Origin of the sequence: Streptomyces sp. NPDC050617 (assembly GCF_040654795.1) — a bacterium.
GTDB lineage: Bacteria > Actinomycetota > Actinomycetes > Streptomycetales > Streptomycetaceae > Streptomyces.
The window spans coordinates 17,016-32,281 of record NZ_JBFAIS010000037.1 but is presented as its reverse complement, the minus strand read 5'-3'; the positions used below and the strand labels follow the sequence as shown (position 1 = coordinate 32,281).

General features: G+C 72.0%; 13 protein-coding genes. 7 read left to right on the top strand and 6 right to left on the bottom strand.

Annotated features, from left to right (window positions below; translation table 11 throughout):
* Nucleotides 1-13: 13 nt before the first annotated feature.
* Nucleotides 14-361 (bottom strand): DUF192 domain-containing protein, encoded by a 348-nt coding sequence (locus AB0I49_RS33920; protein ID WP_363231037.1) that lies wholly within the window; start codon nt 359-361, stop codon nt 14-16.
* Nucleotides 362-415: 54 nt separating this feature from the next.
* On the opposite strand from AB0I49_RS33920, the gene AB0I49_RS33915 reads away from it, so the two are divergent.
* Entirely contained in the window at nt 416-1,147 is a 732-nt protein-coding gene (locus tag AB0I49_RS33915) for an A24 family peptidase (RefSeq protein ID WP_363231036.1), read from the top strand.
* 761 nt (nt 1,148-1,908) lie between these two features.
* On the opposite strand, the gene mgrA is transcribed toward AB0I49_RS33915, so the two are convergent.
* Nucleotides 1,909-2,946 carry an L-glyceraldehyde 3-phosphate reductase gene (gene mgrA / locus AB0I49_RS33910; RefSeq protein WP_363231035.1) on the bottom strand — a complete coding sequence of 346 codons (1,038 nt, stop codon included), beginning with the start codon at nt 2,944-2,946 and terminating at the stop codon, nt 1,909-1,911.
* A gap of 110 nt (nt 2,947-3,056) precedes the next feature.
* Between mgrA and AB0I49_RS33905 the strand changes: the two genes are divergently transcribed.
* The 4 genes from AB0I49_RS33905 (at nt 3,057) to AB0I49_RS33890 (ending at nt 8,351) form a co-directional block, all read left to right on the top strand.
* Nucleotides 3,057-3,818 carry an isoprenyl transferase gene (locus AB0I49_RS33905; RefSeq protein WP_363231034.1) on the top strand — a complete coding sequence of 254 codons (762 nt, stop codon included), beginning with the start codon at nt 3,057-3,059 and terminating at the stop codon, nt 3,816-3,818.
* Nucleotides 3,819-4,218: 400 nt separating this feature from the next.
* Complete coding sequence (locus AB0I49_RS33900) at nt 4,219-5,541, top strand: PhoH family protein (protein ID WP_363231033.1); 1,323 nt, start codon at nt 4,219-4,221, stop codon at nt 5,539-5,541.
* Between the two features lie 394 nt (nt 5,542-5,935).
* A complete protein-coding gene (locus AB0I49_RS33895) occupies nt 5,936-6,673 on the top strand; it encodes a transglycosylase SLT domain-containing protein (protein ID WP_363231032.1) in 738 nt (245 codons plus the stop codon).
* A gap of 145 nt (nt 6,674-6,818) precedes the next feature.
* The gene (locus AB0I49_RS33890; protein WP_363231031.1) at nt 6,819-8,351 is read left to right on the top strand and encodes an AI-2E family transporter; all 1,533 of its coding nucleotides are present in this window, start codon (nt 6,819-6,821) and stop codon (nt 8,349-8,351) included.
* A 187-nt stretch (nt 8,352-8,538) separates the two neighbouring features.
* On the opposite strand, the gene AB0I49_RS33885 is transcribed toward AB0I49_RS33890, so the two are convergent.
* Both AB0I49_RS33885 and AB0I49_RS33880 read right to left on the bottom strand, forming a co-directional pair.
* Nucleotides 8,539-9,072 carry an alkyl hydroperoxide reductase gene (locus tag AB0I49_RS33885; RefSeq protein WP_363231030.1) on the bottom strand — a complete coding sequence of 178 codons (534 nt, stop codon included), beginning with the start codon at nt 9,070-9,072 and terminating at the stop codon, nt 8,539-8,541.
* Nucleotides 9,073-9,078: 6 nt separating this feature from the next.
* Nucleotides 9,079-9,633 (bottom strand): peroxiredoxin, encoded by a 555-nt coding sequence (locus AB0I49_RS33880; RefSeq protein ID WP_363231029.1) that lies wholly within the window; start codon nt 9,631-9,633, stop codon nt 9,079-9,081.
* 135 nt (nt 9,634-9,768) lie between these two features.
* Between AB0I49_RS33880 and AB0I49_RS33875 the strand changes: the two genes are divergently transcribed.
* Nucleotides 9,769-10,725 (top strand): LysR substrate-binding domain-containing protein, encoded by a 957-nt coding sequence (locus AB0I49_RS33875; RefSeq protein WP_363231028.1) that lies wholly within the window; start codon nt 9,769-9,771, stop codon nt 10,723-10,725.
* A gap of 24 nt (nt 10,726-10,749) precedes the next feature.
* Here the strand turns inward: AB0I49_RS33875 and AB0I49_RS33870 are convergent, their stop codons facing one another.
* Nucleotides 10,750-11,496, bottom strand: a complete 747-nt coding sequence (locus AB0I49_RS33870; protein WP_363231027.1) for a helix-turn-helix transcriptional regulator — start codon at nt 11,494-11,496, stop codon at nt 10,750-10,752.
* Nucleotides 11,497-11,550: 54 nt separating this feature from the next.
* Between AB0I49_RS33870 and AB0I49_RS33865 the strand changes: the two genes are divergently transcribed.
* The gene (locus AB0I49_RS33865) at nt 11,551-12,798 is read left to right on the top strand and encodes an MFS transporter (RefSeq protein WP_363231026.1); all 1,248 of its coding nucleotides are present in this window, start codon (nt 11,551-11,553) and stop codon (nt 12,796-12,798) included.
* Nucleotides 12,799-12,868: 70 nt separating this feature from the next.
* Here the strand turns inward: AB0I49_RS33865 and AB0I49_RS33860 are convergent, their stop codons facing one another.
* Complete coding sequence (locus AB0I49_RS33860; protein ID WP_363231074.1) at nt 12,869-15,190, bottom strand: FtsX-like permease family protein; 2,322 nt, start codon at nt 15,188-15,190, stop codon at nt 12,869-12,871.
* Nucleotides 15,191-15,266 lie beyond the last annotated feature (76 nt).

The window sequence follows — 15,266 nt, the reverse complement described above, 5'->3', positions numbered from 1 at the left end:
CGATTCGCAGCAGTTACGCGCGAATCGCCACCCGCACCCCCGCGTGCAGCCCCCAGCGCGCCATCGCCCCCGCCTCCGCCTCCAGGACGTGGCGCGAGCGCGGGCGGGGCACGCCGAGACGTCCGGGGCGCATGGTGCGTACGGCCAGGACGGTCAAGTCCCGGTCGAGGTAGGCGACGTCGATGGGGAACCGCATGCGGAAGGTGTGCACGCTCGTGGCGGGGGTGAGGAGCAGCGCGCCCCCGATGCCGTCGCGGCCGAGGAGTCCGCGGGTGCGGGCGCGGTACGAGGCGGCGATCTCCAACGGCACCGCTACGTCGGGAAGGTGGAGTTGGGATCTGCCGTCCTGCCAGCGGGCCATGGCGTTCGTTCTATCAGACGGCCACGCCGCGCGCCGGGTCCGTAGGCTCGGGGCGTGTACGCGCTGCTGCTGATCCTCGCCCCGCTCTACGGCGCCGCCGCGGGGACGCTCCTGCCGCGCCCCCTGTACCGGCTGTCCGTGGAGCCCGGCAGGCCGTGGCGTTCGGCGTGCCCCCGCGGGCACCCGATAGCCGGCTGGGCGGGGCGCGCCGAGTGCCGGGGATGTCCGGCGGGCTCACGGGCGTACGGACCGGGCCCATGGCCGTGGGCCGTGGTCACCGCCGTGGTGTGCGCGGCGCCGGCCGCCGCGGTGGGGGCGCGGCCCGAGCTGGCGGTGTGGCTGCTCGCCGCCCCGGTCGGGGTGGTGCTGGCCGGGGTCGACCGGGCGGTGCGGCGGCTGCCGGACGTGCTCACGCTCCCGCTGGCCGCCGGGCTCGCGGCGCTGCTCGGCCTGGCCGCGCTGGTCCCCGGCGCCGCCGGGTCGTGGACGGGAGCGCTGCTGGGCGGCGTGGCGCTGGCCGCCGGGTACTTCGTGCTGTTCCTGGCCAATCCGAGCGGCATGGGCTTCGGGGACGTGAAGCTGGCCGTCGGGCTGGGGTGCGCGCTGGGCTGGTACGGCTGGGGCGTGCTGTTCGCGGGCGCCTTCCTCGGGCTGCTGCTGGGGTCGGTGTACGGGGTGTGGCTGCTGGCGTCGGGGCGCGGCCGGCGCGGCACGACGATGGCCCTGGGCCCGTACATGATCGCCGGAGCGTGGCTGGGGTTGCTGATGGGCGGGGCGGCGGCGTGACCAGGCGGCGGACGGGGACGGCGGACGGGGAACAGCGGACGGGGAACAGCGCGCGGCGGACGGCAGCGGAATGGGGAACGAGGGGCGTAAGGGGCCGGTGGGGCGAACGCCGAACGCATGAACGCCTCGGATGTCCCGTTTGAGACTGAATTCGGCACGGAGTAAACGAATTGCCGCATAAGGTAGTTCGTACGGGCGTATGTGCCCTACAGTCGCTTACGCACTGCTCACACGCGACTGCTGGAAGTGCATCGCGCGGTCCTGCCTGGAATCTCCTGCCCTGGGAGAGGCGGGCCCGCGTCAGGGAGACGAGCCACCAGCTGTCGCACGTGTGACGCCAAGTCGATGATGACGATGGGGGACGCTCTCGGGTGGGACGGCTGAAGGGGGGCGCCGCGCGGGCCCATGCCACGGCGTACGCCCTTCGGCGGCGGGGCGGGCGGGTGATGGACCCGTCCCGGCGAAGCGCCCGGCGAAGATCCACCGCAGGTCGGTCCGTCAGCGCGACACGCGCCGTCACCCGCGCCGATGCACAGAGCACGCCCTCCGAGCGGTTATGGTGGAAACCCCCCCTCGGGCCGGTCCGTAACCCCCCCCACGGACCGGCCCGCTTTTTATGGGCCCCTACAGGGGCTCGGTCGGCCCCCTATAAAAGAGGACTCGCACGAGGTCTCTTATAGAGGGGCCTTTTTCACGACCGGCGCTGCACGACCGGTGCCGCATGACTGCCGCCGCACGACCGCCGCCGCGCGGCTGCCGCGCTACGAGCGCCGCGCCCAGATGTTGACCCCTTCGGTGCTCACCGCATAGGAGTCGATCTCCGCCAGGTCCTCCGCGGTCAGCTCCGGCGCGCCCAGCGCCGCCACGTTCGCCTCCAGCTGCCGCACGCTGGACGCGCCGATCAGCGCCGACGTCATCCGCTCGTCGCGCAGCACCCAGTTCAGGGCGAGCTGCGCCAGCGACTGGCCGCGCCGCCGCGCGATCTCGTTCAGCCCGCGCAGCCGCCGTACGACCTCGTCGGTGAGCAGCTCCGGGTCCAGCGACTTGCCCTGCGCGGCGCGCGAGTCGGCCGGGATGCCGTCCAGGTACTTGTCGGTCAGCATCCCCTGCGCCAGCGGCGCGAAGGAGATGCAGCCCATGCCCTCCGCCTCCAGCGTGTCGAGGAGCGCGTCGTCCTCCGTCCACCGGTTGATCATGGAGTAGGAGGGCTGGTGGATCAGGGCCGGCACGCCCATCTCGCGCAGCAGCCGCGCCGCCTCGCGGGTCTGCTCGGAGTTGTACGAGGAGACGCCCGCGTAGAGCGCCTTGCCCTGCTGGACGGCGGACGCGAGCGCGCCCATCGTCTCCTCCAGCGGCGTCTGGGGGTCGAAGCGGTGCGAATAGAAGATGTCCACGTAGTCGACGCCCATTCGCTGGAGCGAAGCGTCGAGCGAGGACAGCAAGTACTTGCGGGAGCCCCACTCGCCGTACGGGCCGGGGTGCATCTGGTAGCCGGCCTTGGTGGACAGGACGAGCTCGTCGCGGTAGGCGCGGAAGTCCTGCGCGAACAGCTTGCCGAAGTTCAGTTCCGCCGAGCCCGCGGGCGGGCCGTAGTTGTTCGCCAGGTCGAAGTGGGTCACGCCCAGATCGAAGGCGCGGCGCAGGATCGCGCGCTGCGACTCCAGGGCGCGGTCGTCGCCGAAGTTGTGCCACAGCCCGAGGGAGATCGCGGGGAGCTTGAGGCCGCTGCGGCCCGTACGCCGGTACTCCATGGAGTCGTAGCGTTCCTCGGCCGCGCGGTAGTACAGGGGGTCGTTCATGTGGATCTGCCTATCACGGAGTTGTGACAGGGCGGGTTGGGTGAGGGCCGTGTGCGGGCAGTAGGGTTGCGCCCTCGGGGCGATTGCCATGCACGGAGGGGCTAAAAAACGTGAACTTGCGTGACCTGGTGTACGGGCTCTACGCCCGCCGGGTGGAAAACCGCCTCGACCACGCCCAGGTGCCCAAGCACATCGGTGTGATCCTCGACGGCAACCGCCGCTGGGCGCGGGCCGACGGCCGCACGACCGAGCAGGGCCACCAGGCGGGCGCCGAGAAGATCAAGGAACTGCTGGGCTGGTGCGCCGAGACCGACGTCGAGGTCGTCACGCTCTGGCTGCTGTCCACGGACAACCTCGACCGGACCGAGGACGAACTGCGCCCGCTGCTGGGCATCATCGAGAACACCGTGCGCGGCCTGGCCGCCGACGGCCGCTGGCGCGTCCACCACGTGGGCACCCTCGACCTGCTGCCCGACCGCACCCAGACCGTGCTCAAGGAAGCCGAGCAGGCGACCCACGACAAAAAGGGCATACTCGTCAATGTCGCCGTCGGCTACGGCGGACGGCAGGAGATCGCGGACGCGGTGCGCTCGCTGATCCTGGAGGCGGCCGAGCGCGGCAGCTCGTTCGAGGAGCTCGCCGAGATCGTCGACGTCGAGCACATCTCCAAGCACCTCTACACGCGCGGCCAGCCCGACCCCGACCTGGTGATCCGCACCAGCGGCGAGCAGCGGCTGTCCGGCTTCATGCTCTGGCAGAGCGCGCACTCCGAGTACTACTTCTGCGAGGTCTTCTGGCCCGCCTTCAGGAAGGTCGACTTCCTGCGCGCGCTGCGCGACTACGCGGCGCGCCACCGCCGCTACGGCGGCTGACGGCCGCCCGCCGGCGCGCCGCGGCGCCCGCGCGCGACCGACACGCGGAACGACCCGTCCGGGCGTACGGACCCCCGCCGTACGGACTACGGCGTACCGGCTCCGCGCGAAGCGGCCAGCGCGGTGATCGAATCGTTCACCTGCTCGTCGCATATGCCGTTGCATGGGCGCGCACGTTAGAGGGAATATCCCTGTCAGGTCGACGGTCTGTCCAAGATCGTCGAACTGCCAGCGGGCGGCATGGGGCCGCCCGCCCGGGAGGCCCTTTGCACACGGACGACCGTGCGGATCGTACGGACGACGCGGAGGGCCGGCGTCCGGCCCTCGTAGGGCCAGGACCCGGTCCATTCCCGCGCGACGACGTCGCACCCCGACCTCTCCCGAGGGGGTTCGTCCACCCGTGGTGACCAGCAAGAAGCGCCGTGAGCACGACCGGCGCACCTATGTCCTCGACACCAGCGTCCTGCTGGCCGACCCAGGCTCGATGTCCCGCTTCGACGAGCACGAGGTCGTGCTGCCGGTCGTGGTGGTCACCGAGCTGGAGGCCAAGCGGCACCACCCCGAGCTCGGCTACTTCGCCCGGCAGGCGCTGCGCCTGCTGGACGGCTACCGGGTGCAGTTCGGGCGGCTCGACGCGCCGATTCCGATCGGCGAGTTGGGCGGGACGCTCCGGGTCGAGCTCAACCACTCCGACCCGGGCGTTCTTCCGGCGGGCTTCCGGCTCGGCGACAACGACTCGCGCATCCTGGCGGTCGCGCGCAACCTCCAGGCCGAGGGGCACGACGTCACCGTCGTCTCCAAGGACCTGCCGCTGCGCATCAAGGCGTCCTCCGTCGGCCTGCTCGCGGAGGAGTACCGCGCCGAGCTGGCGATCACCGACTCCGGCTGGACGGGGATGACCGAGCTGGCCGTCACCGCCGAGCAGGTCGACGAGCTGTTCGCCGCCGAGAGCGCGGACGTGCCGGAAGCGGCCGAACTGCCCGTGCACACCGGACTGGTGCTCCAGTCCGAGCGCGGCAAGGCGCTCGGGCGGGTCGCGGCGGACGGCTCGGTCCGGCTGGTGCGGGGCGACCGGGAGGCGTTCGGCATCCACGGCCGCAGCGCCGAGCAGCGCATCGCGCTCGATCTGCTGCTCGACCCCGACGTCGGCATCGTCTCCATGGGCGGCCGCGCGGGCACGGGAAAGTCCGCGCTGGCGCTCTGCGCCGGCCTGGAGGCCGTGCTGGAGCGGCAGCAGCACCGCAAGGTGATGGTCTTCCGCCCCTTGTACGCGGTCGGCGGCCAGGAGCTGGGCTATCTGCCGGGCAGCGAGTCGGAGAAGATGAGCCCCTGGGCCCAGGCCGTCTTCGACACGCTCTCGGCGGTGACCACCGCCGATGTGATCGAAGAGGTGGTGGGGCGCGGCATGTTGGAGGTGCTGCCGCTCACCCACATCCGGGGCCGCTCGCTGCACGACGCCTTCGTGATCGTCGACGAGGCGCAGTCCCTGGAGCGGAACGTCCTGCTGACCGTTCTGTCGCGGATCGGCGCCAACTCGCGCGTCGTGCTGACCCATGACGTGGCGCAGCGGGACAATCTGCGGGTCGGCCGGTACGACGGCGTGGTCGCGGTCGTCGAGAAGCTCAAGGGCCACCCGCTCTTCGCGCACATCACGCTGAACCGCTCGGAGCGTTCGCCGATCGCGGCGCTCGTGACCGAAATGCTGGAGGACGGGCGGATCTGACGGAGTTCGCACCCCACGACGCCGCGCGGCGAAGCGCAGGAGCTTAGCCGCGCGGCGTCGTGCTGCGCTGCCCTTTCCGTGAAACAGACTCGGCAAACGGGGTGTGAGCTTTCCCACGCAACCGGGAATTGCCTAGGAGCGTTGAGTTCCGGCAGAGTCTCAGTCCTGTCAGGCCCCGCATACGGCACACGAACACCCCCAGCGGTGTCACACCACAAGAACTGAACAGCGTCGCCGTATGCCGCCCGAGCACCACGCGGACCTCCTTCCCCGGAGGGCCCACCGGGCCAGCGCCTCCTGTGACCAGCCGACCCCACCGCTCGTCGGGGACCGGGACCAATCGGAGGCCAGCGTCAGGGGCACGATTGCGTCCGCACGGTCACCTATGCGGGCGATGCTGGAAGGAAACCGTGTGAGCCGGATTTCGGTCCGGGGATTCGCCGTGGCGTCCGCCACCGCGGTCACCACAGTCGGCGCCGTCGTCGGTGTCGCCTCGGGCAGCGAACAGGGCACGGCCGACTCGGTCGAGGCCACCGCCGCCGATTCGACGATCCTCGCGGACATCCCCACCGGTCAGAGCGTCCAGGCGCAGACCGCTTCGCTGACGCAGCAGGCGGACACCCAGTCCGCGGCCGCGTCCTCCGACGCCAAGAAGTCCGTCGAAGAGGCCGCCCGCAAGCAGGCGGCCAAGGACGCGCAGGCCAAGAAGGACGCCGCGGACGAGAAGGCGAAGAAGGAAGCTGAGGAGAAGGCGAAGAAGGAGCACGAGGAGAAGGAGAAGGAGACCAGTCGCTCCGGCGGCCACGACGGTCTCGCCGACCTCTCCGCCCAGAGCTCCTACTCCATCTCCGAGATCAAGGCGCTCGCCCAGCAGATCGTGCCGTCCGACCAGTTCCAGTGCTTCAGCAACATCGTGAACAACGAGAGCACCTGGAACTACAAGGCGACCAACCCCTCCTCCGGCGCGTACGGACTCATGCAGGCGCTGCCCGGCAACAAGATGGCCTCCGCGGGCGCCGACTGGCAGACCAACCCGGCCACGCAGATCAAGTGGGGCCTGAGCTACATGAACAACAAGTTCGGCAGCCCGTGCGGCGCTTGGTCGTACTGGCAGGCTCACGGCAACTACTAGGGCCTTCCGCTCACCATCACTTCGCCCCCGACCTCAACCGGTCGGGGGCTTATGTGTGTCTTCAGGGGCGACACCTGCCGTGCCCGAGGCCAGGTCACGGGTAACGTCGACCCGTATGGCCGCGGGGATGGGGTAGAGGAAGAGAATGTCCAGATTGCCAGAGTGGGTCGGCGGCTTGGGGGCCGGTCTGTCGCGGCTCGCCGAGCGGTTGGACCAGCAGCGCAGGGAGGCGTCCGAGGACGCCGAGCCGGGTCCGCCCGACCGGGAGGGTTCCGGTTACGGGGCCGAGCGCGCGTACGGGAGCGAACACGCGGGCTCCGCGGCGGCGGAGGAGGGCGCGGCGCCGGACCGTACGGGCGCGTCCGCCGAGCCGTCCCGCGGCCTCGACGACGAGGCCCGCCCGAAACGCGCCGCCGTGTGGTCGAAGGCCCGGGACCGGTCGGCCGCGGACGACGCGCCGCACGACGACGAACCGCACGAACCGGAACACGTTCCCCCGCCCCCCGCCTACGCCCCGGCGGTGGCGCCCCGGCCGGACCCGGTCGCCGCCGTCCCCTGGGGCGTGCGGGTGGCCGCCGAGGTCGGCTGGCGGCTGCTGGTGCTGGCGGGCGCGGTATGGGTGCTGATGAAGGTCATCAGCGATGTGCAGCTGGTGGTGCTCTCGTTCGTCGCGGGGCTGCTCATCACGGCGATGCTCCAGCCGACCGTGGCGCGGCTGAAGCGGCGCGGCGTGCCGCGCGGCCTCGCCACCGCCACCGTCTTCATCGGCGGCTTCGTCATCATGGGGCTCGTCACCTGGTTCGTCGTGTGGCAGGTGACGGAGAACATCGACGACCTGACGTCCAAGGTGCAGCACGGCATCACGGATCTGAAGCACTCGCTGCTCAACAGCCCGTTCCATGTCACCGAGGATCAGATCAACAACATCGCCGACAACCTGAGCAAGGCCATCGGCAGTAACACCAAGGACATCACCTCGGCCGGGCTCGAAGGGGTGCAGGTCGTCATCGAGATGTTCACCGGCATCCTGCTGACGATGTTCTCCACCCTCTTCCTGCTCTACGACGGGCCGAAGATCTGGGGCTGGCTGCTCAAGCTGCTGCCGGGCGCCGCCCGCGAGGGCGTCGCGGGCGCGGGCCCGCGGGCGTGGGCGACGCTCACCGCCTATGTGCGCGGCACGGTGATAGTGGCGCTGATCGACGCGATAGCCATCGGCATCGGGATCTACTTCCTGGAAGTGCCGATGGCGGTGCCGCTGGCCGTGTTCATCTTCCTGTTCGCCTTCATCCCGATGGTGGGCGCGGTCGTCTCCGGCGCGCTAGCGGTGATCGTGGGGCTGGTGACGCACGGGGTGTTCACGGCGGCGATGGTGCTCGTGGTGGTCCTCGCCGTGCAGCAGATCGAGGGCCATGTCCTGCAGCCCTTCATCCTGGGCCGCGCCGTGCGGGTGCACCCGCTGGCCGTGGTCCTCTCCGTCGCGACGGGCTCGCTGATCGCGGGCATCGGCGGCGCGGTGGTCGCGGTGCCGCTGGTGGCGGTGACGAACACGGTGGTCGGCTATCTGCGCGCGTACTCCAAGGAGCAGGCGATGCGCGCGGCTCCCGCGACCCACGCGCCGGCCCGGACGGCCCCGGCGGCCGCGGAGGACCCGGTCGGGGTCACCGGGGCGAGGGAGTAGGCAGAGCGGCGGCAGGAGCAGGGCGCGGGCGGCTCCTCCCGGATTCCGGGCGGGGCCGCCCGTACGGTACGGCGCTACGGCCGTACGTACGCGGCTGCGCGGTACGGCCGTACGTACGCGAAAGGGGCGGTCCCGCCAGCGTCGTGCTGGTGGGACCGCCCCTCGCCGTTGTGCCGTGTACGGCCCGTCAGCCGTTCAGGACGGCCTCGGAGTCGAGCGTGGCGCCGACGGCCTGCAGGACGGCGGCGATCTTGAACGCCTCCTGGATCGTCTCGCGGTCGACACCGGCCTTGCGCAGCACCTGCTCGTGCGAGTCGAGGCACATGCCGCAGCCGTTGATCGCGGAGACCGCGAGCGACCACAGTTCGAAGTCGGCCTTCTCCACGCCCGGGTTGCCGATGACGTTCATCCGCAGGCCCGCGCGCAGGTTGCCGTACTCCGGGTCCGACAGCAGGTGCCGGGTCCGGTAGTAGACGTTGTTCATCGCCATGATGGCGGCGGCCGACTTGGCCGCGGTGTACGCCTCGGGGGAGAGGTTGGCCTTGGCCTCCGGCTCCAGCTCCTTGAGCACGCGCGGCGAGCGCGAGGCGATGGCGCAGGCGAGCACCGTGCCCCACAGCTGCTGCTTGGGCAGCTCGGAGTTGCCGATCACCGAACCGAGGTTCAGCTTCAGGTCCTTGGCGAAGTCCGGTATGGCGGACTTCAGTTCATCGAGTGCCATTCCTGGTCACTCGCCCGCGAGCAGCGCGACGGGGTCGAGGGTGTCCTCGCCCTTGCTCCAGTTGCACGGGCAGAGCTCGTCGGTCTGGAGCGCGTCGAGGACCCGCAGGACCTCCTTGGGGTTACGGCCCACGGAACCGGCGGTCACCATCGTGAACTGGATCTCGTTGTTCGGGTCGATGATGAAGACGGCGCGCTGCGCGAAGCCGTCCTCGCCCTCGACGCCGCAGTCGCGCATGAGGTCGTGCTTGGAGTCGGCGAGCATCGGGAAGGGCAGGTCACGCAGGTCGGCGTGGTCCTTGCGCCAGGCGTGGTGCACGAACTCGGAGTCGCCGGAGACGCCGAGGATCTGCGCGTCGCGGTCGGCGAACTCGTCGTTCAGCTTGCCGAACGCGGCGATCTCGGTCGGGCACACGAAGGTGAAGTCCTTCGGCCAGAAGAAGACGACCTTCCACTTGCCCTCGTAGGTCTTCTGGTCGATCTGCGCGAACGCCTTGTCCGCGTCGAGGTCCACGCAGGCGGTCAGGTCGAACTCGGGGAACTTGTCACCGACAGTGAGCACGCGCTCTCCTTCAGACTTGCTGGGAAAACCCCGTGACGGGAGTTTCCTGAGGGTTGGACGAGAGCCAGAGTGCCACAGGAGGCATTGATCAGTGAAATAGCTAGACTGTGTGTTGTTGATCGGAGGTAGTTATCAGTGACAGCGTCCACGACGCCGGGAAGCAGGCCCCGGCAGCCCAGCCTCGCCCAGCTCCGGGCCTTCGCCGCCGTCGCCGAGCACCTGCACTTCCGCGACGCCGCGGCCGACATCGGCATGAGCCAGCCCGCCCTCTCCGGCGCGGTCTCCGCGCTGGAGGAGACGCTCGGGGTGCAGCTCCTCGAGCGTACGACCCGCAAGGTGCTGCTCAGCCCGGCGGGCGAGCGGCTCGCGGCCCGCGCCCGTACCGTCCTCGACGCCGTCGGCGCGCTGCTGGAGGAGGCCGACGCGGCGCGCGCGCCCTTCACCGGGCCGCTGCGGCTCGGCGTGATCCCCACCGTGGCGCCGTACCTCCTGCCGACCGTGCTGCGCCTCGTCCACGACGCCTACCCCGCGCTCGACCTCCAAGTCCACGAGGAGCAGACCGCCTCCCTCCTCGACGGCCTCGCCCACGGGCGGCTCGACCTGCTGCTCCTCGCGGTGCCGCTCGGCGCGCCGGGCACCACCGAGCTGCCGCTGTTCGACGAGGACTTCGTGCTCGTCATGCCCCACGAGCACTGGCTCGCCGGGCGCGGCGACATCCCCCGCGAGGCGCTCAAGGAACTCGACCTGCTCCTCCTCGACGAGGGCCACTGCCTGCGCGACCAGGCCCTCGACGTCTGCCGCGAGGCGGGCCGCACGGCGGGCGCGGCCGTCACCACCAGCGCGGCGGGCCTCGCCACCCTGGTCCAGCTCGTCGGCGGCGGGCTCGGCGTGACGCTGCTGCCGCGCACCGCGCTGCGCGTGGAGACCGACCGCAACGACCAGCTCACCACGGGGTGCTTCGCGGACCCGGCGCCGTCCCGCCGGATCGCGCTGGTCATGCGCTCGGGGGCCGCGCGCCAGGGGGAGTTCGAGGAGCTGGCGGCGGAGCTGCGGGAGGCGCTGCGCGAACTGCCGGTGCGGATAGCGGCCTGACGGTTCCGCGGAGCGGCGGTCGCCTCAGGGGCGGCGGTTGTGGGCGCCCGGGGTGTAGCCGAAGGCGCGGCGGAACACGTCGATGAAGGCGCTGGTGGAGGCCCATCCGCAGCGGTGCGCGACGGCCGTCACCGGCATGTCGTCGGCCAGCATCCGCAGCGCGTGGTACAGGCGCAGTTGAGTGCGCCACTGGGGGAAGGTCATGCCCAGCTCGCGGCGGAACAGCCGGCTGAGCGTGCGCTCGCCGCCCCCGGTCGCGCTCCCCAATTCGGCCAGCGTGCGCGGGTCGTCCGGACGTCTGCGCAGCAGGTCGCAGACGGCCGCGAGGCGCGGGTCGGCGGGGGAGGGCAGCTGGACGAGCTGCTGGGGCGAGGCGCGCAACTGGTCGAGGAGGACCGCGCGCAGCCGCCGCCGCTCCGGCGTCTCGTCGTGGGGGCCGCCGGTGTACGCGAGGATCAGCTCGCGCAGCAGCGGGCTGACGGCGAGGACGGTGGGGGAGTCGAGGCCCAGGGGGTTGGTGTCCGGCTCCAGGCCGAGCAGGTGCAACGCGAGGTGGCCGTAGGCGCGGTGGGCGTGCACGCACCCGGCCGGGACCCAGATGGCGCGGGTGCCGGGGGCGAAGCAGGTGCTGGCTTCGGTGGTGACGGCCACGACGCCGGAGCCCGCGTAGACGATCTGGTGGTCGTCGTGGCGGTGCGCGTCGACCTCCTCCCCGGGGACCATCGACTGGGCGCGGGTGGGGGCCTCGGGCAGGTGGCGGATCTCCGGCATAGGTTGGCACTTTATTGGAAGTGCGCCAGGCGGTGCGGTGGTGACGATGAGGGAATGCCGACCACTCAGACCTCGCGCACCCCGTCCGGCCGCCGGTCCATCACCCTGCTGTCCCTGGGCCACGCCTGCGTGGACGTCTACCAGGGCGCGGTGGCCGCCCTGGTGCCGTTCTTCGTCTCCGAACGCGCCTACACCTACGCCGCCGCCTCCGGCATCGTCCTCGCCGCCTCGCTGCTGTCCTCGGTGGTCCAGCCGCTGTTCGGGGCGCTCGTCGACAAGTGGGCCATGCCGTGGCTGCTGCCGGTGAGCACGCTGCTGAGCGGCGCGGGGGTCGCCCTCGCCGGGGTCGGCGGCTCGTACGCCCTCACGCTCGCGGCCGTCGCCGCCTCCGGCGTCGGCATCGCCGCGTACCACCCGGAGGCCGCCCGCGTGGCCCGCGACGCCGGCCGGGGCAGCCATACCGCGATGGGCTGGTTCTCCCTCGGCGGCAACATCGGCTTCGCCGCCGCGCCCCTGATGGTCTCCGCCGTCATCGCCACCGGCGGCCTGCACGCCTCCCCGCTGCTCGTCGTCCCCGCCCTCGCCGGCGCGGCGCTGTGCCTGGCGGCGCTGCGGTCCGCGCGGGTCCCCGACGCCGCGTCAGGCGGCCCGGCCCGTACGAAGCGGGCCGCCGGCCGGGACGACTGGGCGTCCTTCACCAAGCTGTCGGGGGCCGTCGTGTGCCGCTCGATCGTCTTCGTCGGGCTCGGCGCGTTCATCTCGCTGTACGCGGGCCGGCGCACCGGCGGCGGGGACGTGGCGGGCACGGCCGCGCTGTTCGTGCTCTACCTCGGCGGCGCGGTGGGCACCGTGGCGGGCGGGCGGCTCGCCACCCGGTACGGGCGGATCCCGGTGGTCCAGTGGTCGTACGCCCTGAGCGTCCTGGCCGTGGCCGGCGTGGTCCTCGTCCCCGGGCCGCTGCTCTATCTCTTCGTCGCGCTCACCTCGGCCGGGCTGTACGTGCCGTTCTCCCTGCACATCACCCTCGGCCAGGACTATCTGCCCCGGCGCGTGGGCACCGCGGGCGGCGTCACCCTGGGGCTGGCCGTCAGCGTCGGCGGCGTCGCCACCCCCGTCATCGGGGCCGTCGCCGACGCCGCCACCCTGCAAGCGGCCCTCGCGCCGCTGATCGCGCTGCCCGCCGTCGGGTGGCTCCTGCTGCGCACCCTGAAGGAGCCCGAACTGCCCGGCGCGGTCAGTGGCCAGGAGACGGCCGCCGCCGCACCGCCGGACCCCGCCGCCGACGCCCCGGCTCGTTCCTGAGCCGGGGCGTCGACGGTGGGGCCGTACGGTCTTCCGCACCGTCTCCGGGTCCGTCACTCCGTACGGCGCGTCACTCCGTACGCAGCCCATCCGGGCGCATCATCCGCCACAGCGGCGGCAGGCTGATCAGCGTCACCACCAGGATCAGGGCCGCGCCGACGCCGGTCATGGGCAGGAACACCAGCCAGTCGGAGGCCGTGCGGCCCACCATCGTCAGCAGCACCGCTCCCAGTCCCAGACCGCCCGCGACGGCCAGGGCCAGGCCCAGCACCACCGGGACCGCCGTCTGCCACAGCACGGACCAGGCCATCGTGGAGCGCCGGGTGCCGAAGGCCACCAGCACGGACAGCAGGCGCCTGCGCTCGCCCAACTGCTCCAGCATGGAGACCAGCATGCTGGCCGCGATCAGCAGCATCGTCGCCGACGCGGCGAGGAACAGCCCGGTGCTGACGCTGGTGAACCGCTTGTCGTTGCGGTAGTTCTCGATCGACCGCACGAATATCCGCGGGTCGATCCGCGCCGCCGTGTTGCGGACGTAGTCGGCCGCGTCCGGCCGGTGCGGGTCGATCTGGACGCTGACGGCCAGCGAGGGGGCCACCAGGTCGGAGAGGCGCACCGCCGAAGGGGTGGCGAAGATCCCCGACTTGAGGTCCCCCTTGGGGTCGGGGCGAGGCTGGAGGACCCGCGTGGACTTCGGCACGGCCCACGTCCTGGGGGGCGACTTCTTCCCCTCGAAGTCCGGATGCAGGTTGATCTTCGCGCCGGGCTTCTCCGTCTCGGTGTCGCCGCCCGGACCCCCGTCCCCCCGCACCACGAACACGTCGCCGTCCTTGCAGGCCCCGTCCACCCGCGCGATCTGCCGCAGCGTCGGGCAGTCACCGACCATCATCGTGTTGCTGGGCTTGAACTCCTCCCCCTTGCGCAGCGGTCCCGAGCGCTCCACGCTCGCCTCGACGGTGCCGATGACGCCGGTCACGCCTTTCGTGCCGCGGAACTCGTCCAGCGCCGCGCGGGCCTTGGCGGGGGTGTCCACGCGCAGGTCGGTGTAGAGCTGCGCCCGGTTGCTGTCCATGCCCGTCGTCTTGCGGAAGTCGCCCTGGATGCTGGAGAAGAGCATCTGGAGCGCGATGGTGCCCGCCACCGCGACGGTGATGCCGCTGACCGCGCGGGCCGCCGTGCCGCTGCTCAGCTGGAGCCGCCGGGTGGCGAGCTGCCAGGCGACCGGGCCGCCCCGCAGCCGCCGCACCACGGCCTCCACCAGCCACGGCAGCAGCAGCGTGAGGCCGAACAGCGCCAGCGACGCGCCCGCGGCGACCTGGACCGTCTTGACCTGTCCGCGGTTCCCGTCGATGCTGCCGGCCAACGGCAGCAGCAGCGCCAGCCCGAGGACCAGGAGGGCCACCCGCCACAGCAGCCGCCGCCGGCGCTCGCCGGCGCCGCGCACCACGCCGAGCGGCTCGATGCTGACCCCGCGCAGCGCGAAGAGCGTGACGGCGACGGCGGAGGCCGGGATGGCCAGCACGACGAGCACGGCGAGCCAGGGCACGGGGGACACGTCGGCCGGGAAGACATTGATGTCCCAGATCGTGACCGAGCCCATGAGCCCCCGGCCGAACAGGAAGAACGCGCCGCCCAGGACCAGGCCGAGCAGCGATCCGAAGAGCGCCTCCCCGGCCGCGACCCGGCGCGTCATCCGGCGGTCGGCGCCCACCAGCCGCAGTGCCGCGAGCCGCCGGTCGCGCCGCTCGCCGCCGAACCGCACCGCCGTGGCGATGAAGACGGCCACCGGCATCAGCAGCACCACGCAGGCGACGATGATCACGAGCACGAGCTTCGCGTCCATCGGCCTGGTGTCGCCGTACCCCTTCTCACCGCCGAAGTGGTCGGAGCGCACGCCCTCGTCGGCGGGGCCGAGACCGGCGCTGCCCGCGTAGTAGACGAGCTCGCTGGGCCCCATCAGGCCGTTGTCGGCGATGGTGCCGACGACGCGGTAGTTCTCCAGCCGCTCCCGCAGCAGCCCGCTGCCGGGCTCGCGCATCAGGTCCCGCAGGCGGGGGGAGACGACCATCTCGCCGGGGCCGGGCATCTTCGCGACGCCGGGCGGCGCGGGCGGGCGGGCCCCGTCGGGCTGGAGCAGGACGCCGTGGATCTCGTTGTCCCGGAAGGCGGTGTCGTTCTGGAGGTAGCGGAAGGAGCGGTCGGAGGGGGGCAGCTCCCCCTCCGGGAAGGAGATGTAGCGGTTCTCCCCCCGCTGGTTGCGGGCGTCGAGCAGGTTGGGTATGGAGGACGCGCCCAGCAGCAGGGCCACGCCCAGCCCGACGCCGACGGCGGTCAGGGTCGTACGGATCCAGCCCTGGCGTCCGCCGCCCGCGGCGAAGCGCACGCCCATCATGAGGTCGCGGGCCCAGGCGGCGAGCCCGCCCGGCGGTTTGCCCGGGGGCCGGCGGGCGCCGTCCCGGTCGGCCGCC

Excerpts from the sequence above, each read along its gene's own strand:
- AB0I49_RS33920 (WP_363231037.1), bottom strand. The coding sequence starts at position 361 with ATGGCCCGCTGGCAGGACGGCAGATCCCAACTCCACCTTCCCGACGTA.
- mgrA (WP_363231035.1), bottom strand. The coding sequence starts at position 2,946 with ATGAACGACCCCCTGTACTACCGCGCGGCCGAGGAACGCTACGACTCC.
- AB0I49_RS33895 (WP_363231032.1), top strand. The coding sequence starts at position 5,936 with ATGCTGGAAGGAAACCGTGTGAGCCGGATTTCGGTCCGGGGATTCGCC.
- AB0I49_RS33890 (WP_363231031.1), top strand. The coding sequence starts at position 6,819 with ATGTCCAGATTGCCAGAGTGGGTCGGCGGCTTGGGGGCCGGTCTGTCG.
- AB0I49_RS33885 (WP_363231030.1), bottom strand. The coding sequence starts at position 9,072 with ATGGCACTCGATGAACTGAAGTCCGCCATACCGGACTTCGCCAAGGAC.
- AB0I49_RS33870 (WP_363231027.1), bottom strand. The coding sequence starts at position 11,496 with ATGCCGGAGATCCGCCACCTGCCCGAGGCCCCCACCCGCGCCCAGTCG.
- AB0I49_RS33865 (WP_363231026.1), top strand. The coding sequence starts at position 11,551 with ATGCCGACCACTCAGACCTCGCGCACCCCGTCCGGCCGCCGGTCCATC.
- AB0I49_RS33860 (WP_363231074.1), bottom strand. The coding sequence starts at position 15,190 with ATGATGGGCGTGCGCTTCGCCGCGGGCGGCGGACGCCAGGGCTGGATC.